The organism is Mycobacteriales bacterium (genome assembly GCA_036497565.1).
Taxonomy (GTDB): Bacteria; Actinomycetota; Actinomycetes; order Mycobacteriales; family QHCD01; genus DASXJE01.
The window spans coordinates 1-23,394 of the sequence record DASXJE010000250.1; the positions used below are offsets into that span (position 1 = coordinate 1).

General features: G+C 69.1%; 23 protein-coding genes. 14 read left to right on the plus strand and 9 right to left on the minus strand.

All coding sequences use genetic code 11. The features are described 5' to 3' along the window. From VGH85_20015 to VGH85_20035, 5 genes are all read right to left on the minus strand, one after another. A partial coding sequence (locus VGH85_20015) for an enoyl-CoA hydratase/isomerase family protein (GenBank protein ID HEY2176097.1) occupies positions 1 to 721 on the minus strand: 721 nt, incomplete at its 3' end. Continuing rightward, positions 711 to 1,748, minus strand: a complete 1,038-nt coding sequence (locus tag VGH85_20020; GenBank protein ID HEY2176098.1) for an acyl-CoA dehydrogenase family protein — start codon at positions 1,746 to 1,748, stop codon at positions 711 to 713. The genes VGH85_20015 and VGH85_20020, both read right to left, overlap by 11 nt. After that, complete coding sequence (locus VGH85_20025) at positions 1,745 to 2,926, minus strand: acyl-CoA dehydrogenase family protein (protein HEY2176099.1); 1,182 nt, start codon at positions 2,924 to 2,926, stop codon at positions 1,745 to 1,747. The genes VGH85_20020 and VGH85_20025 overlap by 4 nt, the downstream gene beginning before the upstream one ends. Next, positions 2,923 to 4,140: a thiolase family protein gene (locus VGH85_20030; GenBank protein HEY2176100.1), complete on the minus strand. Its 1,218-nt coding sequence runs from the start codon at positions 4,138 to 4,140 to the stop codon at positions 2,923 to 2,925. The genes VGH85_20025 and VGH85_20030 overlap by 4 nt, the downstream gene beginning before the upstream one ends. 11 nt (positions 4,141 to 4,151) lie before the next feature. Beyond that, a complete protein-coding gene (locus VGH85_20035; protein HEY2176101.1) occupies positions 4,152 to 4,922 on the minus strand; it encodes an SDR family NAD(P)-dependent oxidoreductase in 771 nt (256 codons plus the stop codon). A gap of 133 nt (positions 4,923 to 5,055) precedes the next feature. Between VGH85_20035 and VGH85_20040 the strand changes: the two genes are divergently transcribed. Then, positions 5,056 to 6,597, plus strand: a complete 1,542-nt coding sequence (locus VGH85_20040) for a long-chain fatty acid--CoA ligase (GenBank protein HEY2176102.1) — start codon at positions 5,056 to 5,058, stop codon at positions 6,595 to 6,597. 249 nt (positions 6,598 to 6,846) lie between these two features. Then, on the plus strand, positions 6,847 to 7,815 hold the full coding sequence (locus VGH85_20045; protein HEY2176103.1) for a zinc-binding dehydrogenase: 969 nt from the start codon (positions 6,847 to 6,849) through the stop codon (positions 7,813 to 7,815). A 33-nt stretch (positions 7,816 to 7,848) separates the two neighbouring features. Here VGH85_20045 and VGH85_20050 read toward each other — a convergent pair whose 3' ends face one another. The 3 genes from VGH85_20050 to VGH85_20060 are packed head-to-tail and all read right to left on the minus strand — an operon-like array spanning position 7,849 to position 10,098. After that, on the minus strand, positions 7,849 to 8,664 hold the full coding sequence (locus tag VGH85_20050; protein HEY2176104.1) for a nuclear transport factor 2 family protein: 816 nt from the start codon (positions 8,662 to 8,664) through the stop codon (positions 7,849 to 7,851). A 4-nt stretch (positions 8,665 to 8,668) separates the two neighbouring features. Then, on the minus strand, positions 8,669 to 9,826 hold the full coding sequence (locus VGH85_20055) for an acyl-CoA dehydrogenase family protein (GenBank protein HEY2176105.1): 1,158 nt from the start codon (positions 9,824 to 9,826) through the stop codon (positions 8,669 to 8,671). 11 nt (positions 9,827 to 9,837) lie between these two features. Beyond that, positions 9,838 to 10,098, minus strand: a complete 261-nt coding sequence (locus VGH85_20060) for a hypothetical protein (GenBank protein HEY2176106.1) — start codon at positions 10,096 to 10,098, stop codon at positions 9,838 to 9,840. Between the two features lie 78 nt (positions 10,099 to 10,176). On the opposite strand from VGH85_20060, the gene VGH85_20065 reads away from it, so the two are divergent. The 12 genes from VGH85_20065 to VGH85_20120 all read left to right on the plus strand — a co-directional run bounded on the left by VGH85_20065 (position 10,177) and on the right by VGH85_20120 (position 22,492). Then, complete coding sequence (locus tag VGH85_20065) at positions 10,177 to 11,412, plus strand: cytochrome P450 (protein ID HEY2176107.1); 1,236 nt, start codon at positions 10,177 to 10,179, stop codon at positions 11,410 to 11,412. Beyond that, positions 11,409 to 11,606 carry a ferredoxin gene (locus VGH85_20070; protein HEY2176108.1) on the plus strand — a complete coding sequence of 66 codons (198 nt, stop codon included), beginning with the start codon at positions 11,409 to 11,411 and terminating at the stop codon, positions 11,604 to 11,606. Before VGH85_20065 ends, VGH85_20070 begins: the two co-directional genes overlap by 4 nt. A gap of 64 nt (positions 11,607 to 11,670) precedes the next feature. After that, positions 11,671 to 12,303 carry a TetR/AcrR family transcriptional regulator gene (locus tag VGH85_20075; GenBank protein ID HEY2176109.1) on the plus strand — a complete coding sequence of 211 codons (633 nt, stop codon included), beginning with the start codon at positions 11,671 to 11,673 and terminating at the stop codon, positions 12,301 to 12,303. Positions 12,304 to 12,432: 129 nt separating this feature from the next. Continuing rightward, positions 12,433 to 13,599, plus strand: coding sequence for an acyl-CoA dehydrogenase family protein (locus tag VGH85_20080; GenBank protein ID HEY2176110.1), 1,167 nt, complete (start codon positions 12,433 to 12,435; stop codon positions 13,597 to 13,599). Continuing rightward, entirely contained in the window at positions 13,596 to 14,057 is a 462-nt protein-coding gene (locus VGH85_20085) for a hypothetical protein (protein ID HEY2176111.1), read from the plus strand. Before VGH85_20080 ends, VGH85_20085 begins: the two co-directional genes overlap by 4 nt. Beyond that, complete coding sequence (locus tag VGH85_20090; protein HEY2176112.1) at positions 14,054 to 14,473, plus strand: MaoC family dehydratase; 420 nt, start codon at positions 14,054 to 14,056, stop codon at positions 14,471 to 14,473. Before VGH85_20085 ends, VGH85_20090 begins: the two co-directional genes overlap by 4 nt. 104 nt (positions 14,474 to 14,577) lie before the next feature. Next, positions 14,578 to 16,248, plus strand: coding sequence for an AMP-binding protein (locus tag VGH85_20095; GenBank protein ID HEY2176113.1), 1,671 nt, complete (start codon positions 14,578 to 14,580; stop codon positions 16,246 to 16,248). Positions 16,249 to 16,250: 2 nt separating this feature from the next. Further along, positions 16,251 to 17,180, plus strand: a complete 930-nt coding sequence (locus VGH85_20100) for a helix-turn-helix domain-containing protein (GenBank protein ID HEY2176114.1) — start codon at positions 16,251 to 16,253, stop codon at positions 17,178 to 17,180. Between the two features lie 138 nt (positions 17,181 to 17,318). Further along, positions 17,319 to 18,773, plus strand: a complete 1,455-nt coding sequence (locus VGH85_20105) for an aldehyde dehydrogenase (GenBank protein HEY2176115.1) — start codon at positions 17,319 to 17,321, stop codon at positions 18,771 to 18,773. Between the two features lie 55 nt (positions 18,774 to 18,828). Next, complete coding sequence (locus VGH85_20110; GenBank protein HEY2176116.1) at positions 18,829 to 19,947, plus strand: NDMA-dependent alcohol dehydrogenase; 1,119 nt, start codon at positions 18,829 to 18,831, stop codon at positions 19,945 to 19,947. Between the two features lie 74 nt (positions 19,948 to 20,021). Further along, the gene (locus tag VGH85_20115) at positions 20,022 to 21,530 is read left to right on the plus strand and encodes an NAD(P)/FAD-dependent oxidoreductase (protein ID HEY2176117.1); all 1,509 of its coding nucleotides are present in this window, start codon (positions 20,022 to 20,024) and stop codon (positions 21,528 to 21,530) included. Continuing rightward, a complete protein-coding gene (locus VGH85_20120) occupies positions 21,527 to 22,492 on the plus strand; it encodes an alpha/beta hydrolase (protein HEY2176118.1) in 966 nt (321 codons plus the stop codon). The genes VGH85_20115 and VGH85_20120 overlap by 4 nt, the downstream gene beginning before the upstream one ends. Before the next feature lie 18 nt (positions 22,493 to 22,510). Here the strand turns inward: VGH85_20120 and VGH85_20125 are convergent, their stop codons facing one another. Continuing rightward, complete coding sequence (locus VGH85_20125; protein HEY2176119.1) at positions 22,511 to 23,335, minus strand: mycofactocin-coupled SDR family oxidoreductase; 825 nt, start codon at positions 23,333 to 23,335, stop codon at positions 22,511 to 22,513. Positions 23,336 to 23,394 lie beyond the last annotated feature (59 nt).

Sequence of the window (23,394 nt, forward strand, 5' to 3'; positions counted from 1 at the left end):
CGGTCAGCACGTCGAGCCCGCCGTCGACGGCGCGCTTGACGGAGCTGACCGCGACCCACGGCAGGGCGGCGATCCGCTCGGCCAGCGCGCGCGCCTCGAACAGCGCCTGGCCGGGCGCGCTGACGCGGTTGATCAGGCCGAGCGTTGCGGCTCGTTCGGCGTCGACGACCGAGCCGAGCAACAGCAGCTCCTTCGCCGCGGCCACGCCGATCCGGTCCGGCAGGCGCAGGGTGCCGCCGCCGCCCGGGATGAGCCCGAGCTTGACCTCGGGCAGTCCGAAGCGGGCGGTCGGATCGGCCACGATCAGGTCGCAGACCAGCGCGATCTCGAGTCCGCCGCCGACCGCGCTCGCCTGGACCGCGGCGATCAGCGGGTGGGGCAGGGCCTGCCAGGCGTCGAAGGTGGCCCGCGCTGCGACGCTGTGCCTGCGCATCCCGTCGGGGTCTGCGGCGAGATCGGAGAACTCGCTGATGTCCGCCCCCGCCATGAAGGCCTTCGACCCGCCACCGGTCAGCACCACAGCCCTGACGTCCCTGGCCGCGGCGCTCACGACCTCGGCGGCAGCGCGGAGGCCCTCGAGGACGGCTTCCCCCATGGCGTTGACCGGGGGACTGTCGACGAGCACGGTCGCCACCCCGTCGGCCTGGGTCACCGACACCGGGCCGAAGTGGTCGACTGTGGCGGCGTCGGGCGTCGTGTCAGCGGTCTTGTCAGCCGGCATCCTGGGTGCTCCTCTCCTCCCGAGCGCGGCGTCGAGGCCGCGCGAGATCCCACTGGGTCATGGTGCCGTGCAGGTATGCATGGGCGTCGTTGGCGTGGCGCAGGTGCCGGTGTGCCTGGTGCTCCCAGGTGAAGCCGATGCCGCCGTGCAGCAGGATGGTGGCCTCCCCCATCGCCCGCAGGCCCTCGGCCGCACCTGCCGCGGCAGCGGCCGCGATCCGCGTCGTCTCCGGGTCGCCGGTCTGGTAGGCATGCACGGCCGAACGCACGAGCGCCCGGTTCAGCTGTAACGAGATCCAGTGCTCGGCACAGGCGTGTCTGTAGGCCTGGTAGGACCCAATCAGCCGACCGAAGGTGGCGCGGTTGGCCGCGTAGGCGGTGACCAGGTCGAGCGCACGCGCCGCGCTGCCGTTGAGCTCCGCGGCGAGGGCGATGCGCCCGGCGTCGAGTGCGCGCCTCAGCACGGGGCCCGCGTCCACGGCGAGCTCGACGAGCTGCCCGGACCCGGGGGGCCAGGCGAGGGTGCCGGAGTGACTGCGGCGCACCGCGACCAGCCGCGTCCGACCGCCTTCGGCCGCGACCGCTCCCATGGTCCAGTCGTGGAGCGCGGGCCCAGACGAGTCGAGGGCTCGAATCTGCGGCGGGGGCCCGATCTCGGAAGTGTCCGTGGAACGCCAGCTGGCGGGTACGAGCAGCTGCGCCGTGGCCTTGCCCGCCGCCAACTCGGTCGCGATCTCGCGTGCGGTGGGTGTCCCTGCGGCCATTAGAGCGGTCACGGCCATCACCGCGCTGGTCAGGAAGGACGTCTCGGCCAGTCCGCGACCGAGCTCCTCCGAGACGGCGACCGCGTCGGCGAGCGTCCCGCCGCCGCCGCCGAGGTCCTCCGCCACCAGCAGCCCAGCCAGCCCAAGTTCGGCCAGCACGCCCTCGTGACGCAGTGCGGAGGACTTGGCTGCCGGGTCGTCGGCGAGCCATCGACGAATTCCCTCGCGCAGAACACGCGCGGTCTCGTCCTCCAACCGCGTCATCGGCTCGTTCCGTCCGCTGCGACGCGGTCCACGCGCGGCTCTCGTGGTAAGCGCAGCACACGGTCGGCGATGACGTTCTTGAGGATCTCGTCGGTGCCCCCGCCGATTCGCACCCCGAACGAGCCCAGGTAGGCGTCCACCCATCGGGTGTCGGAGACGCCGCGCGCCGCCAGAACGTCGGTCGCCAGCCTGCCCACGTCGGTCATCAACCGTCCGATCACCATCTTCAGGATCGATCCCTCTGGCCCGGGCTGAGCTGCGCCATCACGCAGCCCGTCGATCTCCTCGCCGTGGAGCTGGGCGACCGCGCGGTACCGGGCGTTAAGCCGGGCCGCCCGCACGGCCAGCTCGGGGTGGAGGTCACCGTGGTCTAGGTCTAGTAGCTCGAGCAGCTCGAACCAGGGGATGTTGCCGACGCTCAGGGAGAGTCGCTCGTTCATCAGCGTGGTGATCGCGACCCGCCAGCCGTCGTCGACAGCACCGATGACCGCGTCGTCGGTCACCTCGACACCGTCGAGGAACACCTCGGCGAAGCTCCAGCCGCCGGTGATCTGCCGGATGGGCCGCACGTCCACCGCGGGATCCCGCATGTCGATGAGAAAGGCGGTCAGCCCCTGGTGCTTCGGCTTGGTCGGGTCGGTGCGGGCCAGGAGGTAACCCCGGTCGGCCAGGTGGGCCGAGGAATTCCACACCTTCTGTCCCGTGATCCGCCATCCGGACTCGATCCGGACGGCCCGGGTTGTCAGGCCCGCCAGGTCCGAACCCGCACCGGGCTCGGAGTAGAGCTGGCACCAGACATCCCGGCCGTCCAGGATCCGCGGCAGCAGCGTCTGCTTCTGGGACTCGCTCCCCCAGGCGAGCAACGTGGGCACCACCATCATCTTCGCAATGGCGAAGCTCTCGTAGTCCAGCGCGTACCGGGACTCCGCGGCGGTGAACACCGCCGCCTCGTGGGCCGTGAGGCCCTGCCCGCCGTACTCGCGCGAAACCGCGAGGCCGCTCCATCCCGCGGCGGCCTTGTGCGCCTCCCAAGCCCGGGCGCGGCCGACGACGTCACTGTGCTCCTCGACGGTCCGGTCGGGAAAGCCGGTCAGCGGCCGTCGCGGGTCCTCGAAGTCGGCCGCGTTCTCCGCCAGCCACGCCGCCGCGCGCGCGGCGACGTCCGTCTGAGTCGTCACGGCACGCTCACTGCGACAGCATCCGCCTGGCCGAGGCCACCGCAGATCGCCGCCACGGCGCGGCCGCCCCCGCGACGGGCCAGCTCGCGGGCGGCGGTCAGCACAAGGCGCGCGCCTGAGGCGCCGGTCGGGTGCCCGAGCGCCACAGCGCCGCCGTTGACGTTCATCCGGTCGAGGAGCTTCCCCCGACGCTCGATGTCCCCGTCGGCGAGCAGGTGCGCGCTGACGAGCGGAACCGCCGCGAACGCCTCGTTGATCTCGATTACGTCGAGATCGTCCAGGTGCCACCCGGCGCTGCTCACCGCGCCCTGCAGGGCCGGCGCGGGCGCTACCGCGATATCGCGCGGGGCCCGCGCGATAGAGGCCCAACCGCGGATCGTGCCCAGCACCGGGAGCCCGAGCTCCTCGGCCACCGAGCGGCGGGCGAGCGCCACGGCACAGCCACCGGTGCTCAGCCCCGGCGCGTTTCCCGGTGTGACCGTGGGGCTGCCGTAGACCGTGGGCAGCTTGGCGAGTGCCTCGAGGGTCACGCCCCCGCGAGGCTCCTCGTCCTCCGCGAGGAACTCCTCCTTGCCCTTGCCGCGGTAGGGCATGGGCACGATCTCGTCGTGAAAGAAACCGTCCGCGTGCGCCCGCCGGTAGCGCTCCTGGGAGCGTAGCGCCCACGCATCCTGCTGCTCGCGGTCGATGCCGTGCTCGACGGCCACCTCTCCGGCATCGACGGCCACGGGTTTTCCTCCGATGTCCGCTCCGGGGCTGTCGATCGGGTCCTTCAGCGACTGCGCCCCCCGCCTGTGGCCCCACCGGTTGTCTGCCGACATCAGGAAGGACGAGCGGCCCATGTTCTCGGCGCCACCGGCGAGCACGACTCCGGCCTCGCCGAGCTTGATGGCCTTCGCCCCGAGCTGAACGGCGGTCGCGGCGGAGCAGCAGGCCCGGTCGATCGTGAGGGAGCGGACTGTGTCCGGCAGCCCGGCCCGCAGCATGGCCGTGCGAGCGGGGATCGAGCCGTCGAACGCGTACTCGGAGGGCATCGTGAACCCGAGGAAGACGTCGTCGACCCGATCGGCCGGGATGTCGCAGCGCTCCAGCACCGCGCGCAGCACATGAGCGGCCAGGTCGATGCTCGGCGTGGTGCGCAGGGCCCCGCCGAACCTGCTGAAGGGGGTTCGCAGGCCACCGACCAGGACCACGTCCGAGGGCGACGGCGCCATCGTCGACGGGCTCATCGAGGCGCCAGCCGGGTCGCGGCGTCGAGACGTACGACCTCGCCGTTGAGCAGCGTGTTCTCCATGAAGCTGCCGACAAGCCTGCCGAAGTCCGCGGGTGTCCCCAGGCGCTTCGGGAAGACGTGGATCTCGGCGAGCTTCTGCTTCAGGGCGTCGTCGACGTTGCCGAACGCCGGGGTGTCCATGATTCCAGGGCAGATTGTCATGACCCTGATCCCGTGCGCCGCGAGATCGCGAGCGAGCGGCAGAGTCATCGCGATGACACCCCCCTTGGCCGCGGAGTAGGCAGCCTGCCCGATCTGGCCCTCGTATCCCGCGATGGAGGCGGTGTTGACGATCAGGCCTCGCTCGCCGCTGTCGCCGGGCTCGTTGCGCGCCATGTGCGCGGCCGCCCACCGGGTCACGTCGAACGTGCCGATCAGGTCGAGCTCGACGATGTGGCGGTAGAGGCCCAGGGGATGCGGGTTGCCCTGACGGTCCAGCATCCGTGCGCCCGGGCCCGCCCCCGCGCAGTTCACCGCGAAGTCGAGCCGGCCGAACCGCTCCCTGGCCTCCGCGACCGCCCCCTTCACATTCTCCGGGTCGGTGACGTCGCAAGCCACGAAGGTGACGTCGTCGCCGAGCTCCTTGGCCAGGGTCTCCCCCTTCGAGCGAGGAAGGTCGAGTACGGCGACTTTCGCGCCACGCTCGACCATGAAACGGACCGTGCCCTCCCCGAGGCCGCTCGCACCCCCCGTCACCAGGCCGACCGAATCATTGATCTGCACGCCGTCTCCTTTGCTCAGGCTTGAACCCCCCAATGGCGGACAACCATACGGTAGGTTGGGCACGCGCCTCCACGATGTCGTCTCACCCTCGAGCTGCGACGCGTCACCGGTCGGTCGAAGGAGATCAACTGCGATGAGTGCATCGAGCTGGGTGTCGGGGTGGGCGCGGATCAAGCCGGCGGCCCCGGCCGTGGTCTTCGAGGATCGCGTCGTCATCTGGCAGGACCTCGACCGTCGCGCGACCGAGGTGGCCCGGGCATTCGTCGGGGCGGGCGTTCGGCCGGGCGACCGGGTCGCGTGCCTGATGCACAACCGGGTCGAGTTCATCGAGGTCTTCGTCGGCGCCTTACGAGCGGGTGCGGTGTTCGTCCCGCTCAACGCGCTGGCGACAGCACCGGAGCTGGCCGCCCTCGTCGCGGACTGCAGTGCGACGGCGGTGGTCACGGACGCGTCCTTCGCCTGCGTGGTCGCCGGGATGGCGGGACAGGGCACCGTGACGACCTTCGTGAGCGTCGACGGCCCCCTGAACGGTGACCATTTCATGCTCGAGGAGCTCATCGACGCCGCACCGTCTGACGTGGTCTTCCCGTCGCGCACCGGAGCCGACACGATGTGCATCTACTACACCTCGGGCACCACCGGGCAGCCCAAGGGTGCCGTCGTCAGCCACGACAACGTGCGCTACGCGACGCTTAACTGGTTGGTGGACCTCGGGTTCTGGCAGAACGACCGGTTCCTGCTCAATCTCCCGCTCTGCTTCACCGGCGCCATGGCGATCGTCGCGCCCGCCCTGCACGGCGGGATCACCATCGAGCTCGAGCGCGCCTTCGACGCGGGCCGAACGCTCGAGCTGATTGAGCGGGACCGGATCACCTTCATGGTGGCCGTCCCGACTATGGCCATGGCGCTGATGCGTCACCCCGACTTCGGCACCCGGGACCTCTCGTCGCTGCGCATGATCCTCTGCGGCGCGGCCCCGGTCCCCATGATGATCTTCGAGGCGTTCACCGAACGTGGGATCCCGTTCATCAGCAGCTTCGGCATGACCGAGGTGGCGGGCGGATTCGCGATGATCACCCCGGTCGGGGAGGCCCGCGAACGGCTCGGCACAGCGGGCAGGCCGTGCCTGTACACCGAGGCGCGGCTGGTGTTCCCCGACGGCACCGACACGCCCGACGGTGAGGTCGGCGAGCTCCTGCTCCGCGGTCCGTTGGTCTTCCAGGGCTACTGGGACAATCCCGCCGAGACCGCGGCAACGATCGTGGACGGCTGGCTCTACACCGGTGACCTCGCCCGACGTGAGCCAAGCGGGTACTACTGGATCGTCGACCGCAAGAAGGACAGCATCATCAGCGGTGGCCTCAACGTGTATCCGGCGGAGATCGAAAATGCCGTCATCCGACACCCCGCGGTCCGCGAGTGCGCGGTGTTCGGCGTACCAGACGAGAAGTGGGGCGAGTTGGTCACCGCCGTGGTGGTCGTCGCCCCCGGCGCCGAGCTGACTCGCGAAGAGCTGCAGGAACACTGCCGGTCCCTCGTCGCGACCTACCGCATACCCCGCCGGATCGAGTTCCGCGACGCGCTGCCGCGGACTACCTCCGGCAAGGTCCTGCGCCGGACGCTGCGGGCCGAGCTCATCGGTGAGCCGGCTCCCTCGGCCACCTCGGCGCGGTGAAGATCGGACTGAGCTCCGGCGCATCAACGACGCCAGTGTGGGCTGAGGAGCGCGAAGCGGGCGCGATGGATTGAGGTTTCCCCGGAGCTCGTCGTGACCGCGATCGAGAAAGGTCTTGCGCGCGGAGAGACCTCCTCTGAACGGCTCGGGGCGACCCTGGAGTCGAGGCAACCAAACGTAAGGTTGGTCGGTTAGGCTCTGGAGGTTCCAGCCCATCGCCGGTCCATGTTCGGAAGGACGTCACCCGCCATGCGCGCAGCAGTAGCTTCCAAGATCTCCCCGGACCATCCGGCAGGGGCCGTGCAGGTCATCGACCTGCCCGAGCCGGAGCTCAGGCCAGATCAGGTACTCGTGACGGTCCGGGCCGCGTCGCTCAACCACCATGACCTGTGGTCGCTGCGGGGTGTGGGGCTCGAGGAGGATCGGCTGCCCTTCGTTCTCGGATCCGACGTCGCAGGCGTGACCGCGGACGGCCGCGAAGTCATCGTGCACTCGCTCGTCGCGGACCCGGCGCGTGGTGGGGGTGACGAGCTGCTCGACCCGCGGCGCGGCATGCTGGCGGACGCTCTTCAGGGCGGGCTGGCGACTATGGTCGCGGTCCCGGCGCGCAACCTCGTCGACAAGCCGGCATCGTTGACGTTCGAGGAGGCCGCGTGCCTGCCGACCGCATGGTTGACCGCGTATCGGATGCTGTTCGGTCGCGCGGGTGTGCGGCCGGGGCAGACCGTGCTCGTGCAGGGCGCTGGTGGTGGCGTCGCGACCGCTGCTGTGACCGTCGCGCTGAGCGCCGGCCTCCGGGTCTGGGTCACGGGCCGCAGCCCGGAGAAGCTGGAGAAGGTGCGCGCACTCGGCGCGGACGGTGTGTTCCCGACCGGGGAGCGGCTTCCCAGCCGGGTCGACGCGGTGATCGACACGGTGGGCGCGGCCACGTGGGACCACTCGCTCAAGTCGGTACGCCCCGGCGGGGTCGTCGTCGTGGCCGGAGCCACGGCGGGCGCAATGGTCAAGACCGACCTGTTCCGGGTGTTCCTGCAGCAGATCACGATCTGCGGCTCGGCGATGGGGCGAGTGGGTGAGCTCGCCGCCCTGGTAGCTCTGTGCGACGCCCGGGGGCTGCGCCCGCACATCGACTCGGTGCACAGCCTGGAGGAGGCTCCGGCCGCGGTGGCGCGCCTCGACTCGGGCAACGCCTTCGGGAAGGTCGTCGTCGTTCCCTGACCGGGAGTGTCCGAGAACCGGGGCGGGGTCGGGTCAATTCCGGCCCCGCTGTCCGTCGAGGCGGCGTTCGGCAGCGAGTCGGTCGGTGATGGCGCGAATGTCGGTGACCTGACCGTCGCGAACGGTTGCCAGGCCGGTCACGTAGAGGGACGCGGGCTGATGGCGATAGCCGTCGAGGTGGTCGAGCCCTCCGGCGTAGGTGCCATGCAGCAGTACGTGGAACGCTACCCGGTCGCCCGCGCTGAACAGGTCGAGCACGGTCGTCCGGGGCTGGCTCAGCAGCATCCGACGGGCAGGCGCGGCGTGCTCGTCGTCGAGGCTCCCGATCGGGGCGTCGCCCAGCCCCCCGGTCGCCAACCACGTCCGGACGACGCTCTCGGCGCCGGGGTCGTTGTCGGCCGGGTCCGCTGTCCACGGGTCCAGGCCGGGGCTCAGAATCGGGTTCGCCCGCCCGGTGCGCTGCTGGGTGCGTCTGCCGTAGTAGTCCTGTTCCACCCGGCACTCGATGAGGCGCCTGCCGTCCCACCGGTACATGCTGACGCCGCTCCACGCAGCGCCGCCGCCGTACACGGCCGAGCGGCCGTGCTCGGTGAAGTGCAGGGCCGCACGGTCCTCGCCTAGCACCAGCTCGTGCACGGTGAACCCGAGTCCTGGGTACTGGCGGTACTGCTTCGTTGTGGCCGGGATGTACTCGGCCTCGCGACCACGGATCTCATGTTCGCCCATCCTCAGGACGTAGTCGTCGACCATGATCTCCGAGCAGACCCGGAAGTCGTGCGCCGCGGTGTAGGCGTAGGAGTAGCGGCGTAGAACGGCCGCCAGCGGGTGCAGCCCCTCGATCAGTTCCACGAACTCACCTTTCTGACACACGAGCGGCGACGACCGCGCGGCCGACGATCTCTTTCATGATCTCGTTGGTGCCGCCGTAGATTCGCTGGACGCGGGCGTCGCGCCACATCCGGGCGATCGGGTACTCCTCCATATAGCCGTAGCCGCCGAACAGTTGAAGGCAGCGGTCGATCACCGAGCACTGCAGGTCGGTCGTCCAGAACTTCGCGCCGGCTGCATCCTCCGCGGTGAGCTCACCGTCGAGCAGTCCCTGCACGCAGCGGTCGACGAAGACGCGCGCGACACCGAGCTCGGTGTGCATCTCGGCCAGCTCGAACCGGAGAGCCTGGTGCGACCCGAGTGGCACGCCGAAGCTGGTGCGATCGCGGCAGTGCGAAACGGCCAGCGCGAGGGCGCGCTCGGCCGAGGCGACGGCGATGACGGCCATCGACAGCCGCTCACGGGGGAGGTTGGTCAGGACCGTGCGCATGCCGCAGCCGGGCTCGCCGATGAGGTTGTCCACCGGTACCCGGCAGTGATCGAAGAACAGCTCGGCGGTGTCCTGGGCCTTGCGTCCGATCTTGTGCAGGCCGTTGCCCTTGCTGAAACCGGGCGTTCCGCCTTCGACAGCGATGAGACTCAGGCCGCGGCCGTCGCGTTCGCCGGTGCGTGCCAGGACGAGCACGAGATCGGCCTGGACGCCGTTGGTGATGAAGGTCTTGGCGCCGTCGACGACGTACTGGTCGCCCTCGCGCCGCGCGGTAGTGCGGACAGCCGCGAGGTCGGAACCCGTGGTCGGCTCAGTCATCGCGATAGCTGGGATCGTCGTGCCCGCTGTGAACCCCGGCAACCACCGCTTCCGCTGCTCCGGAGTGGTCAGGTTGATCAGGTAGGGGGCGAGGATGTCGTTGCCCAGGGTGAACCCGTCGCCGGCCGTACCGGAGGCCACCACTTCCTCAGACATGATCGCGTTGTAGCGGAAGTCTTCGATGGCCAGGCCGCCGAACTCCTCGGGGGCCTCGAAGCCGAGGAAACCGTTGCGACCCGCCGCCTCGAAGAACGAGCGGTCGACCAGTCCCGTGTCCTCCCATCTCTGGGTGTGCGGGACCGCCTCACGATCCAGGAACTGTCGGAAGCTGGCCCGGAAGGCCTCGTGGTCGGGCGTGTAGAGCGAGCGGCGCATCGTCATGTTGCTCACAGCCTCGTGGCGGCATCGAGCCGGACCACGTCACCGTTGAGCAAGGTGTTCTCCATGAAGCTCGACACCAGTCGAGCGAAGTCCTCTGGCATGCCCAACCGCTTGGGGGACACGTGCAGGTCCATCAGCGTGGCGCGACGCTTCTCGTCGACGCCCGCGAGCATGCCGATGTCCATGTTGCCCGGGCAGACGGTCAGTACCCGCGCCGAGACGGAAGCTCCGCCGGTGATCACTGCTACCGAGTGGTCGATATGCACGCCATCTCTCCTTGTCCGGGTGAACCCACTCTAGGCGCCCGACCAAACGGTGGGTAGGCTTTCCCCGGAGGTGATGTCGTGAGCGTCATCAAACTGCGTGACGACCTGTTGTCCGTCGAGGCGACGGACGACCCGTACCCGGTGCTGGCCGACCTGCGCGAAGGCGACCCGGTGCATTGGAGCGAGCCCCACCGGGCGTGGCTGGTCACCCGCTACGCCGACGTCGCTGCCGCTTTCCAGAACCGGAAGTTGTCCTCGGATCGGATCCGACCGATGCTGGCCGGTCGGACGGCGGGTCAGCACGGCGCGTCGGATCAGGTCCTGGCTCTGATGAGTGAGTGGATGGTCCTGAGCGACATGCCGGCACATACGCGCCTGCGCAAGCTGGCCGCCGGAGCCTTCAAGGGACAACGCATCGCGGCCCTCGGCGACCAGATCGCCGTGCTGACCGATGGCTTCCTCGACGACTTCGTCGCAGGTGGGCACTCCGATCTCATCGAGCATGTCGCGTACCCGCTACCTGCGACGATCATCGCCGAGATGTTGGGGGCGCCACCTGCTGATCGTGATCGCTTCCGGCACTGGTCCGACGAGTTGGCCCTGGTCGCGTTCGGGGCGGGTGGCGACGCCCGCGAGGACCGCCACGAGCGGGCGCTCGCCGGGCTGCGGAAGATGTTCGCCTACTTCGGTGAACTCGCCGAGACGCGCCGTGCCGCGCCGTCCGACGACATGCTCAGTGCGCTGCTTGCCGGCGACGGGCAAGGTGGTCATCTCACCGACGACGAGCTCGTTGGGATGTGCGCCCTCCTCCTATTCGCCGGGCACGAGACCACGACCAATTCCGTGGCGAACGGCGTGCTGACCCTGCTAGCGAATCCCGACCAGCTCCGTGTGCTGCGGAAGGATCCGGAGCTGATCGCCACAGCGGTGGAGGAGCTCCTGCGGGTCGAGGGCCCGATCAAGGTGCTTGTGCGCTGGGTGCTGGAGGATCATGAGCTGGGTGGGAAGCAGGTCAGGGCGGGGGAGCGTGTTTACCTGTTCACCGCGGCCGCGAACCGGGACCCGGAGAAGTTCGTCGATCCGGATCGCGTCGACATCACGCGCAGCCCCAACCCGCACATCGCCTTCGGTAAGGGGATTCACGCCTGCATCGGCGCGCAGCTCGCACGCCTGGAGATGCGTGTGGTGCTCACTCGCATCCTGGAGCGCCTCCCGGATCTGGCGCTCGCCACAGATGAGGTGCGCTGGAACTCCAGCCTCGCCTCCAGGTCTCTCGTCTCGCTGCCTGTCAGGCACGGGGCAGGTGTCGGGTGAAGATCGGTGTCGACCGTACGGTCTGCGAGGGGCACGGCCAGTGCTCGATCATCGATTTCGACATCTTTCCACTCGACGACGATGGATTCAGCGCTGTCGGCGTGGCGTCCGACGTTCCTGTCGGCGAGGAGGAATCAGCACTGCGTGGCATCGCCGCGTGCCCGGTGCGTGCGCTGCACGCAGCGTCCGACTAGTGGACGACTAGTGGGTGGGCACCTCTCGACCGGCGCTGCCGTTCCTACGCTGTAGGTTTCGGCCGTGGCGAACAGGACGAGGCCGCAGCGCGCTGCCCGGTACCCGGGCACCCCTGTGCGGCAGGACGACGGTCGTTGGAACGAGCTTCTGGAGATCGCCGGTGCAACCTTCGCCGAACGGGGTTACCAGTCCACGACCCTCCAGGACATCGCCGATCAGTTCGGCGTGCTGAAGGGCAGCCTGTACCACTACATCCGGAGCAAGGACGACCTGCTCTACGAGGTGATCCAGGCTGTCTTCACGGGCGGGCTCGACAATCTGCGGACGCTGGCGGCAGCGGATCTCGATCCGGCCGCACGGCTGCGCGCGATCATCCGTGGACATGTCCTCTATCTGATCGAGAACCTGGTCGGCACCACTGTGTTGCTGCACGAGTTCGAACAGCTCTCGCCGGAGCGTCGTACCACCCTGCCGGTCCACGAGTACCAGAGCGTCGTCTCGGATCTGATCTCCGACGCACAGCGGGTGGGAGCCGTGAAGTCGGACATCGACCCCCACCTGGCGGCGTTGGCCGTGCTCGGTGCCACGAACTGGGTCTACCGGTGGTATCGGGAGGACGGCGGCAGATCGGCGTCTGAGATCGCCGACCGGTTCGCGGAGATGCTCACCTCCGGCCTTCTCGTCGACGCGCCCTAAATCCCGGATCCTCTGATGTCCGAGGTGCCGTGGGGGACAGCGTGTCCAGGTTGCCCTACCAAACGATTGTCTGGGCAGGTATAGTTGTTCTACCCGCAGGTTCCGGATACGCGGATGTGAGGACTATCGGTGGACTTCGATCTCGACGAGCAGCAGCAGCTCTTCGGCAAGACCGTGCACGACTGGGTCGACCGCGAGGCGCCCAAGTCGTGGGCGCGCGAGCTGGAGAAGGACGAGCGCAACTTTCCGCACGCGCTCTGGGACAAGATGACCGAGGCCGGGTTCCACGGCATCGGCATTCCTGAGGAGTACGGCGGTCAGGGTGGCGACATCATGACCCAGATGGTCCTGGCTCGGGGCCTCGCGCGGTCCCTCGCCGGTCTGACTTGGGTCTGGGGGATCACCTCGTTCGCCGGCGGCAAGTCGGTGGGCCTCTACGGCACCGAGGAGCAGAAGCGGAGGCACCTCACCGCCATCGCCGAGGGACGCGAGAAGTGGGCGATCGGGTTCACCGAGCCCGGTGGCGGCACCGACCTGCTCGGCGGCATGCGCACCAAGGCGAAGAAGGTCGAGGGCGGCTGGTTGGTGAACGGCCAGAAGACGTGGAGCTCGATGTCGCACGTCGCGGACTACATTCTGCTGCTCGCCCGCACCGACGAGTACACCGAGAAGCGCCACCAGGGCGTTTCCCTGTTCATCCTTCCCGCCAAGAGTGAGGGGGTGACCATCCACGAGATCCCCAAGGTCGGGATGCGCTCGCTCGGCTCGTGCGACGTCTACCTCGACAATGTCTTCATTCCCGAGGAGAACCTCCTCGGGAAGGAGAACCGGGCCTGGTACATGCTGCTGCCGACCCTCAACAACGAGCGGATCATGCTCTCGTCGTTCTGTGTCGGGATCATGGACGGCGTGCTGGAGGACGCTCTGCGCTTCGTTCAGGAGCGTGAGGCGTTCGGGGGCCCGATCAGTCGCTTCCAGTCGCTGCAGCACCACATCGCCAACATCGCGATGTGGCGTGACCAGGCCGAGCTGATGGTGAACAGGGCTGCGTGGCTGCAGAGCCTGGGGCGCCCGTGCGGCCAGGAAGCCAACATGGCGAAGGTCGTGGCGTCGGAACTGGGTGGGCAGGCGGCTGATCTCGGGCTGCAGATCCTGGGTGGCATGGGCTACTCGGCCGAGACCGACATGCAGCGCTACTGGCGGGACGTGCGGCTGTTCCGGATCGGACCAGTTACGAACGAGATGGCCCGCAACGGCATCGCCGAGGGACTCGGGCTGCCGCGGTCGTTCTCGTGACCGCGGGCGTCACCCAGCACGTCCACCCGCTCCAGCATCTCGTCGATCAGCCGCTTCCCGGGGGCAGATACACACTCGCCGGGTTCGAGAACTGGCTGGGGCATGACGCGCTGTACTCGACGCCTGAGGACACACCGCATCCGATCATGGCGTTCGTCGCGGCGCAGCGCGGGATCGGCGTCTCGGTCGCGGAGCTGTTCCGGATGTGGGGCACCGAGATGTCCGACGGTCCGATGCTGACGGAGTCCACGCTGGAGTTCCCTGGCGAGTTCCGGGTCGACGTCCAGTACGACGTGCGGGGGGTCGTGACATCGGTGGTACGCAAGTCGGGTCGCACCCTCGGGGCGTTCGACCTGCTCACTGCCCGGTTCGAGGTGGTCGAGCCGGGGGAGGGGGCCGTGGTCGCCGTCGTGACCAACGTCTACGCGCTGCCCCGGCGGGACGAGGGAACCGGATGACCACCACCGGGCACGAAGCTCTTCCCGACTGGACGCTTGCCGAGGTCGACGCGGAGAAGATGAAGGTGCTGGCGCTGTTGCTGGCCGATCCCAACCCGCTGCACTTTGATCCGGCCGTCGCACCGCGGCTGGGAGTGGCGCGGCGGCCGGTCAATCAGGGCCCGTCGAACATGGCAATGCTCGCCAACATGCTCCGGGCGGCGTTCCCCGACGGCCGGATCAGCCGGCTTCAGGTGCAGCTGCGCGGGAGCGTGGTCGCCGGTCAGAGCGTGCGCGCCCGTGGCCGAGTGGTGGCGCGCGAGCGGATCGGTGACGCCGAGCAGGTCCGGTGTGAGATCACGCTGGAAGTCGACGGCGGGGCGGTTGTGCTCGCCGGCGACGCGGATGTCGTCCTGCAGGTGGCTGCCGCCGGCTGAACAGCGACGAGACCGGCCCGGCCGCGGCCCCGGGTGGCACCCCGTTCGGACGCCTTGCCGCACTAGCCAAACGATCGTTTGTTCTCTCAACCAGGAAGTGTGTCATGGCCGACACTGTTCTGACGGTTCCCGGACTCGTCGCGCGTGCTGCTCGACGTCATCCGGACAACGACAGCTTTGTCTTTCCCGATGTGCGCCAGTCCTACCGGCAGCTGGAGGAATCAGCCGTCGCGGTGGCGCGCTCGCTGACGGCCTCAGGTGTCGGTCCGGGCGACTCGGTCGGCACTCTCATGCCGAACTGCCTCGAGTTCGTCCATGCGATGCTCGGCACGGCGATGGTCGGCGCGCTGTTCGTACCGATCAACGCGCGGTTGGCGCCCCGGGAGATCGCGCACGTCGTGCAGGACTCCGCGATGAAGGTCATCTTCACGACCGATGTGGTCGACGAACACGTGAACTACATCGGACGGCTCCACCAGGCCTTCCCCGAGTTGGCGACGGGAAGCCGCGGAACCACACCGGCCATCTCCTCCGCGCCCGCGCTCCTCCGCGCCGTGGTGCTCGGCACCCGAAAGGCCACCGGTTTCCTCACCTCGTCCGACTTCCGCGCGCTCGGGCAGGAAATCGATCCCGCGGACGTCCGAGCCGCCGCCGCGGCCGTCACCCCCGATACCCCCTACATCATGATGTACACATCAGGCACGACGGCCGAGCCCAAGGGTTGCCCGCTGACCCACGAGTCGGTGGTTCGGCTCGGTACGGCCGTCGGCGAGGAGGCCTTTGTCATCGGCGTCGACGATCGGATGTGGAACCCGCTGCCGATGTTCCACGTCAGCGCGCAAGCTCCGATGATCGGCGTTCTGAACGCGGCAGCCGCCTACATCTCGATGACGCATTTCAAGCCGGGGGCTGCGCTGCGGCTCATCGAGCGTGAGCGCGCGACCCTCCTGTTCCCCGCCTACCCGACCCTCACCGGCCCAATGCTGAGCCACCCGCACTACGGGCCGGACACGTTCGCGAGAGTCCGCGGCATGCTCACGGTCGGCCCACCCGAGCTGCTGCGCACCTACCAGGACAAGTTGCCCCACACCAAGCACGTGAGCTGCTACGGCTCGACCGAGACCGGCGGCATCGCCGTCATGGGGCGGCTGAACGACCCGCTCGAGGAGCGTCTCACCAGCGGCAAACCGTTCACCGGCGTCGAGGCCCAGGTCCGTGACCCGCTCACCGGCGACGAGATGCCCGCCGGCGAGCCCGGTGTGCTGTACATGCGCGGGTTCAACCTGTTCCTCGGCTATCACAACGACCCCGCGAAGACAGCCGAGAGCGTCGACGCCAACGGTTGGTTCTTCACCGGCGACCTCGCCGCGATCGACGTCAACGGCTACCTCACCTTCCGCGGACGCACCAAGGACATGCTCAAGGTGGGCGGTGAGAACGTCGGTTGCCTGGAGGTCGAGTCGTTCCTGGTGCGGCACCCGGACATCCAGATGGCCTCCGTCGTCGGGGTCCCGGATCCGGTCTACGACGAGGTGCCGGGCGCGTTCGTCGAACTGCGGCCGGGGGCGGAGCTCTCGGAGGACGATGTGATCACCTACTGCCGCACCGGGCTGGCCAAGTACAAGGTCCCCCGCTACGTCAGGTTCACCTCGGACTGGCCGATGTCGGCAACCAAGATTCAGAAGTTCCGGCTCCGGGACCGGCTGGTCGCCGAGCTCCAGCCGGAACGTCGCGTCGATCACGATGTCGAGCGGTCCAGCCCGGCCACGGTGTGAGCATGGCCGAGCATCGGGCCCTGGCCACCGACGTCGAACAGTGGCGCGACCTGATCAGCAACACGTTCGTACCGCTGGAGCCGACCCTCAAGCATGAGGCGGTGTTCAGCGGCGAGATATCCGCTCAGCTGGCCGACGACATCGCGGTGATGCGTGTCGAGTCCGTGGCGCAGACGGTCAGCCGCACCGCGGCCGGCTGCCGGAGCACCCCGGCCTGCATGATCAAGGTTCTGGTGCAGCGTGTCGGAGAAGCAGGCGTGCAGCAACGCGACCGCCGGGCGCTGCTGCCGCCGGGAGGCATGACGGTCTACGACACCTCCGAGCCGTACGCGGTTGTCGAGCGCGCGGACTTCTGCGCCGATGTGCTCATGGTGCCGCGCGAGCGGCTACCGCTCACCAGGGACACGGTGGCTGCCCTTCAGGAGCGTCCGATCGATACGGCGCGCGGCCCGGGAGCGCTGTTCCTGTCCTACCTGGACGACTTTCGCGAACGGCTCCACGAATGCTCGCCGCTCGCGGCCGCTCGGTGCACCTCCATCCTGTTGGACCTGCTGGGCCTGGCGCTGGCCGAGGCGCCGACGGTCGCCTTGCCCAGCGCAGCGTTGCGCGTGTCGGTGCTCGGCTGGATCGCGCGGCATCTCGCGGACGAGAACCTCGGGCCCGCGGTCATCGCGAGCGCCAACGGGATCTCCGTGCGTTACCTCCATCGGCTGTTCGAGGCATCGGGGGTGAGCGTCTCGGGCTACATCCGTAGCCAGCGACTCCGCCGTATCCGTCAGGACCTCGGCGATCCCCTGTACCAGCGACACACCATCGCGGCGGTCGGGGCGCGGTGGGGTATCCCAGATCAGGCGCACCTCTCGCGGCTGTTCCGGGCCGAGTTCGCGCTCACGCCCAGCGATGCTCGCCGACAGTGGGCAGACGTCGGCTGAGGGAACTGTGCCCGCTCGGACAAGAGCCCGGGCACGGACGTCCAAGCTCCTGGTGACCCGCGTCTCCTACGGTCGGTATGGCGTCATGAGGGACGCTGCCCTGGCGTAGGGGCCGATCGCGCAAAGGAGCGAACACCGATGACGACGACCCCGGTTGCCCCGACGATCCGCAGCTTCTCGCAGTTCTTCATCGGCGGGCAGTGGACCGACCCGCGGGGCGGCGGCCGGATCGACGTGATCTCCCCCAGCACCGAGGAGGTCATCGCGCAGGTTCCCGAGCCGACGAACGACGACATCGATGCCGCGATCGCGGCGGCTCGCCGTGCCTTCGAGGGCACGTGGCGACGGACGTCGCCCGCCGAGCGCGGCGCTGTACTCGGTCGCATCGCTGACGAGATCGAGAAGCGTATCCCCGAGTTTTCCCACGTCTTCGCCGCCGAGATCGGTGCACCGATCCCGGTAGGGGAGAACTTCCACGGCAAGGCCGTGGACATGCTTCGCCAGTTCGCGAGCATGCACGAGCACATCGCGTTCTCCGAGGAACGGACCGCCAACGGAGCCCGCGTCCGCATCCTGCGTGAGCCGGTCGGCGTTGTCGGCGCGATCATCCCCTGGAACGGCCCAGTGGCAGCCGCGGCGTTCAAGCTGGGCCCCGCGCTCGCGTCAGGGTGCACGATCGTGATGAAGCCGGCGCCCGAGGGCCCGCTCACCAGCTACATGCTGGCCGAGTGCGTCGAGGCGGCCGGTGTCCCGGAGGGTGTCGTCAGCATCCTGCCCGGTGGTCGTGAGGTCGGCGAGCACCTCGTCACGCATCCGCACGTTGACAAGATCGCCTTCACCGGGAGCACGGCGGCCGGGAAGCGGATCGCGAGCCTCTGTGGCGAGCGGATCGCTCGGATCACCCTGGAGCTGGGTGGCAAGTCGGCTGCGATCATCGCCGAGGACGCCGGACTGGCGGACGTGCTCCCGACCTTGCTGGGCGCCGGGGTCGGCAACAGCGGTCAGGTCTGCGCGGCGATCACCCGGGTGCTCGTGCCCCGCTCGCGCCACGACGAGTTCGCGGGCGCGATGGCCGCGGGCTTGGGTGGCATCAGCGTCGGGGATCCCTTCGACCCGACCACGATGCTCGGCCCGCTCGCCGCGGAACGCCAGCGCGACCGCGTCGAGGGCTACATCGCGCTCGGCCGTGAAGAGGGCGCCACGGTGGCGGTCGGCGGAGGTCGACCGGCGGGGCTGGACCGCGGCTGGTACATCGAGCCGACGCTGTTCACCGGCGTCGACAACAGCACGCGGATCGCCCAGGAGGAGATCTTCGGCCCGGTCATCGTGCTGATCCCCTACGACGGGCTCGATGATGCGATCGCGATCGCCAACGACTCGCCCTACGGCCTGTCCGGTGCGGTCTACACCAACGACCCTGACGTCGCCGACCGCGTGGTGAACGAGGTGCGCACCGGGCAGATCTTCGTCAACAACGCGTCGATGTGCGTGACGCAGCCCTTCGGCGGGTTCAAGCAGTCCGGCCTGGGCCGCGAGGGCGGTCCCGAGGGCATCGCGGGCTACCTCGAAACCAAGATGGTGCAGTTCGGATGATCAACAGCGCCTGCCCACAGAGCGACCGTGCAGTTCGGACGAACGGAGTGATGGCGTGAAGACCAAAGGTGCTCTTCTCTGGGAGCCCGGCACCAGGTCCGGCTGGAGCGTCGAGGAGATCGAGCTCGACCCGCCCAAGGCGGACGAGGTGCTCATCAAGCTGGCGGCATCAGGTCTGTGCCACTCCGACGCCCATCTCGACACGGGTGACATCCCGCTTCCGTGGGCGCCGGTGCTCGGCGGGCACGAGGGCTCCGGCGTCATCCAGGAGATCGGATCACAGGTGCACGGGCTCGAGGTCGGGGACCACGTGGTCACCACCTTCCTCCCGTCGTGCGGCAGGTGCCGCTGGTGCGCGTCGGGCATGGCCAGCCTCTGCGACATCGGGGCCGGCGTGCTCGGCGGCAAGTCACCGGACGGCACCAACCGGATCCGCGCGAAGGGCAAGCCCGTCGGGGCGATGTCCTTCCTGGGTACCTTCTCGCCCTACGTGGTCGCACCGATCTCCGCGGTCATCAAGATTGACAAGGACATTCCCCTCGACAAGGCCGCGCTGATCGGATGCGGCGTGCCCACCGGGTGGGGGTCCGCCGTCTACGCGGCAGGAACTCAGGTGGGCGACACGGTCGTGGTCGTCGGCACCGGCGGGGTTGGGATCAACGCGGTGCAGGGCGCCCGGATGGCCGGAGCGGCGAACATCGTCGCGGTGGACCCCGTGGCGTTCAAGCGGGAGAAGGCCGGGCAGCTGGGCGCCACCCACTCCGTCGCGGGCTTCGAGGAGGCGATGGAGCTCGTCCGAGGGTTGACCCTCGGGGTGATGGCCGATCGGGTGATCCTCACCGCCAGCGTCGGCCTGGGCGAGCTGGTCGGCCCGTGCGGGTTCCTGACCCGCAAGGGCGGCACGCTTGTCGTCACCTCGGCAGCGCCCGCCCTGCAGGGCCAGATCGACCTCAACCTGCTCGAGTTCGTGATGTCGGGCAAGCGACTCCAGGGTTCGCTCTACGGCAGCTGCAACGCGCGGGTCGACGTACCGAAGCTGCTCAACCTCTACCGCAGCGGAGAGCTGTTCCTCGACGAGCTCGTCACCCGCACCTACGCCCTGGAGGAGATCAACCAGGGCTTCACCGACATGGACGAGGGCCGCAACATCCGTGGCGTGATCATCTACAACTGACCCGATCTCCCGCTCCCGGGGGCGCCCCCGGTGCGGTCCGTCGTCATCACCAGAGCTCAAGGGAGAGTGCGCCCATGTCCCGTCCATTGCGGGTGGCGATCGTCGGCGCCGGCATGTCCGGCCTCGGTCTCGGAATGCGACTGGTGAAGGCGGGCTACGCCGACTTCACCATTTTCGAGAAGGCCACCGATCTCGGCGGGACGTGGCACCACAACAGCTACCCCGGACTCGCGTGCGACGTCCCATCGCGCTTCTACACCTACGCGTCGGAACCCAACCCCGGTTGGAGCCAGTTCTTCCCCGGAGGCCGTGAGATCTGGGCCTACTTCGACGCGGTCGCGGAGCGCTACGGCCTGCGTGAGCACATCCGCTTCGGCGACGCGGTGACGTCGGCAACGTGGGACGGCAGCCGTTGGGCCGTGACATCTCAGTCCGGCGATCAGGGGCTGTTCGATATCCTCGTCACCGCCACCGGCATCCTGCACACCCCCAAGCTCCCCGACATCGAGGGCCTCGCCGACTTCACCGGGCCTGCGCTGCACTCCGCGCTCTGGGACCACACCGTCGATCTCGCCGACACGCGCGTCGGCGTGATCGGCAACGGTTCGACCGGCGTCCAGATCGTCAACGCGCTCGCTCCGGAGGCGCGCCGCCTGGCCGTGTTCCTGCGCACCCCGCAGTGGATCCTCCCGGTCCCGAACTGGCGCTACTCCGCCTTCGGACGGCGGGTGATCGGCCGGTCGGACCGGATCAGCCGCCTGGCCTACCGCCTGTACAGGTGGGTGTTCGAGCTGACCTTCGCTGAGGCCACCGTCCACCCGGGCTGGCAACGCACCGTGATGTCGGCGTTGTGTCGGTGGCACTTGGCCCGGGTCAAGGATCCTGAACTGCGCAGGAAGTTGACGCCGGACTTCAAACCCATGTGCAAGCGGATCGTCATGGGCCTGGGCTTCTACCGCGCGATACAGCGTCCGAACGTCGACCTAGTGACCGATGCGATCGAGCGGATTGTGCCGGAAGGGGTGGTGACGGTCGACGGCATCACCCACAGGCTCGACGCGCTGGTACTCGCCACCGGGTTCGACGCCCAGGCGTTCATGCGGCCGCTCGCCCTCACCGGGGTTGACGGACTCACGCTCGACGAGGCCTGGGCCGACGACCCGTACGCCTATCGCAGCGTCGCCCTGCCCGGTTTCCCCAACTTCTTCATGCTCGTCGGACCGCACAGCCCGTTCGGCAACTTCTCGGTCATCTCGATCGCGGAGGCGCAGGCCGACTACGTCATGCGGTGCATGGAGCTGCTGGCTCGGGGGAGCGTGCGGTCGATGGTGCCCAGACCAGAGCCCACGGCCACGTACAACGCCGACCTCGCCGCGGCGATGCCGAGCACGATCTGGATGTCGGGCTGCGCGAGCTGGTACCTCGACAAGCACGGCAGGCCCAACACCTTCCCCGGTACACCCGCCCAGCACCGTGCCCTGTTGGGCGAGCCGGATCTCGACCACTTCGAGGTGGACGCACCCGTGGCCGCCGTGCCGCATCTCAACGATGTCGTCGACCGCTCCGTCCCGACCGCGCAGTGAGCGCGACGACGCCGGACCTGCGGATCCGGCTCTTCGGCCGGCTGCTGGGCATGTCGGGCCTGACCTCGCCGGACACGATGTCACGGCGGCAGATCGCGCTGTCGCGGGCGCTGCCGATCCCTCACGGGCCGGGCCTCGACCTGGTGGTCGGCGGCCTGGGGAGCGGTGTCCGCATGGAGCAGCGGCAGGTCACCGTCCGGGACGGGGACCGCATCGGCGTCCGCGTCTACCGGTCGTCCGCGTCCGGCATGCTCCCACTGGTGGTGAACTTCCACGGTGGCGGTTGGGTGCTCGGCAGCCTGGCGATGGCCGAGAGCGTGTGCTCTCGGCTGGCGGCGGCCCTGCCGGCCGTCGTGGCGTCGGTGGACTACCGGCTCGCGCCGGAGCACCGGTTCCCGACGGCTCTCCACGACGCCTACGACGCCACGGTGTGGGCCCACGCGAACGCCGACGAGTTCGGAGCCGACGCGAGCAGGCTGGCCGTCATGGGTGACTCCGCAGGAGGCAACCTGGCCGCCGGGGTCGCCCTCCTCGCACGCGGGAACGGCCCACGGATCGGCGCACAGGAGTTGCTCTACCCCGCCCTCGACCTGACCCTCGGATCCCCGTCGATGGCGGAGAACGCCCACGCCCCCGTCCTCACGCGTTCCCACATGCGCGCCTACCGCGACCACTACCTAGGGCCGCGAGGTGACCCGGAGGATCCGCTCGCCTCACCCCTGCTGGCCGACGACCTGTCCGGCCTGCCGCCCGCGTTGATCCAGACAGCACAGTTCGACCCGCTGCGCGACGACGGCGCCCGCTACGCCGCCCGCCTCGTCGACGCCGGGGTCCCGGTCAGCCACACGTGCCTCGACGGCACGGCGCACGGTTTCGCGACGTTCCCGGGCGTGTTCCGTCGGGCTCCGCAGGCCTTCGAGCAGCTCGTCGGTCACCTGCGCGAGCATCTCGAACAGGTCTGACCGCGAGCCAGGCCGCGGTCAGACCGATGTGGCGCCGAGGTCCACGGGCAGCGCGACACCGGTGACGGTGCGGGACTCGTCAGAGGCGAGCCAGAGCACGGCATCGGCTATGTCACGTGGCGTGGCGAGCTTCGGCGTGCCCAGCACCTGTCCGAACGACGCGAGGTAGTGCGCGTGCTCGTGAAGCAGTGCCGTGAGCGTGGAGTCGGTGGCCATCGCCGTGTCGACGGCCCAGGGATGCACGGAGTTGGCCCGGATCCCGTACGGAGCGAGTTCGAGAGCGGCGGTGCCGGTCAGCCCGACGACGCCGTGTTTGGCGGCGCTGTAGTGTGCCTGGCCGGGGAGCGACTTGATCCCGGCGACCGAGCTGATTGTGATGATCGACCCGCCGCGGCCGCCGTCGATCATCGTCGGCACTGTGGCCTTGAGGGTGTGCCAGACGCCGGTGAGGTTGGTGTCCAGGACGGACTGCCACTGCTCGGCCGTGATCTCCCACAGCCGACCCCACGCGCTGATGCCGGCGTTCGCTACCACGATGTCGATCCGGCCGAACTCCCGCACGCCGTCCGCGACGACGGACCGAATCTCATCGAGTACCCGGACGTCGGCCCGGCCCGCCACCGTCCGTGCCCCGGCCTTCTCGGCCAGCGCGACTGTCTCGTCCAGGTCGCCGTCGGTGGCCGGCGGATAGCCAAGCTCGGTGACGGCCGCGCAGGCGTCGAGCAGGACTAGGTCGGCTCCCTCCTCGGCCAGCCGCACGGCATGGGCACGGCCCTGGCCACGCGCCGCCCCGGTCACCACGGCCACCAGGCCCTGCACACGTCCTGCTCGAAGACTGGTCATAAACCAACCATACGGTAGATTGGGCAGGGCTACAGGAGGGGCGGACCGTGACCGAACTG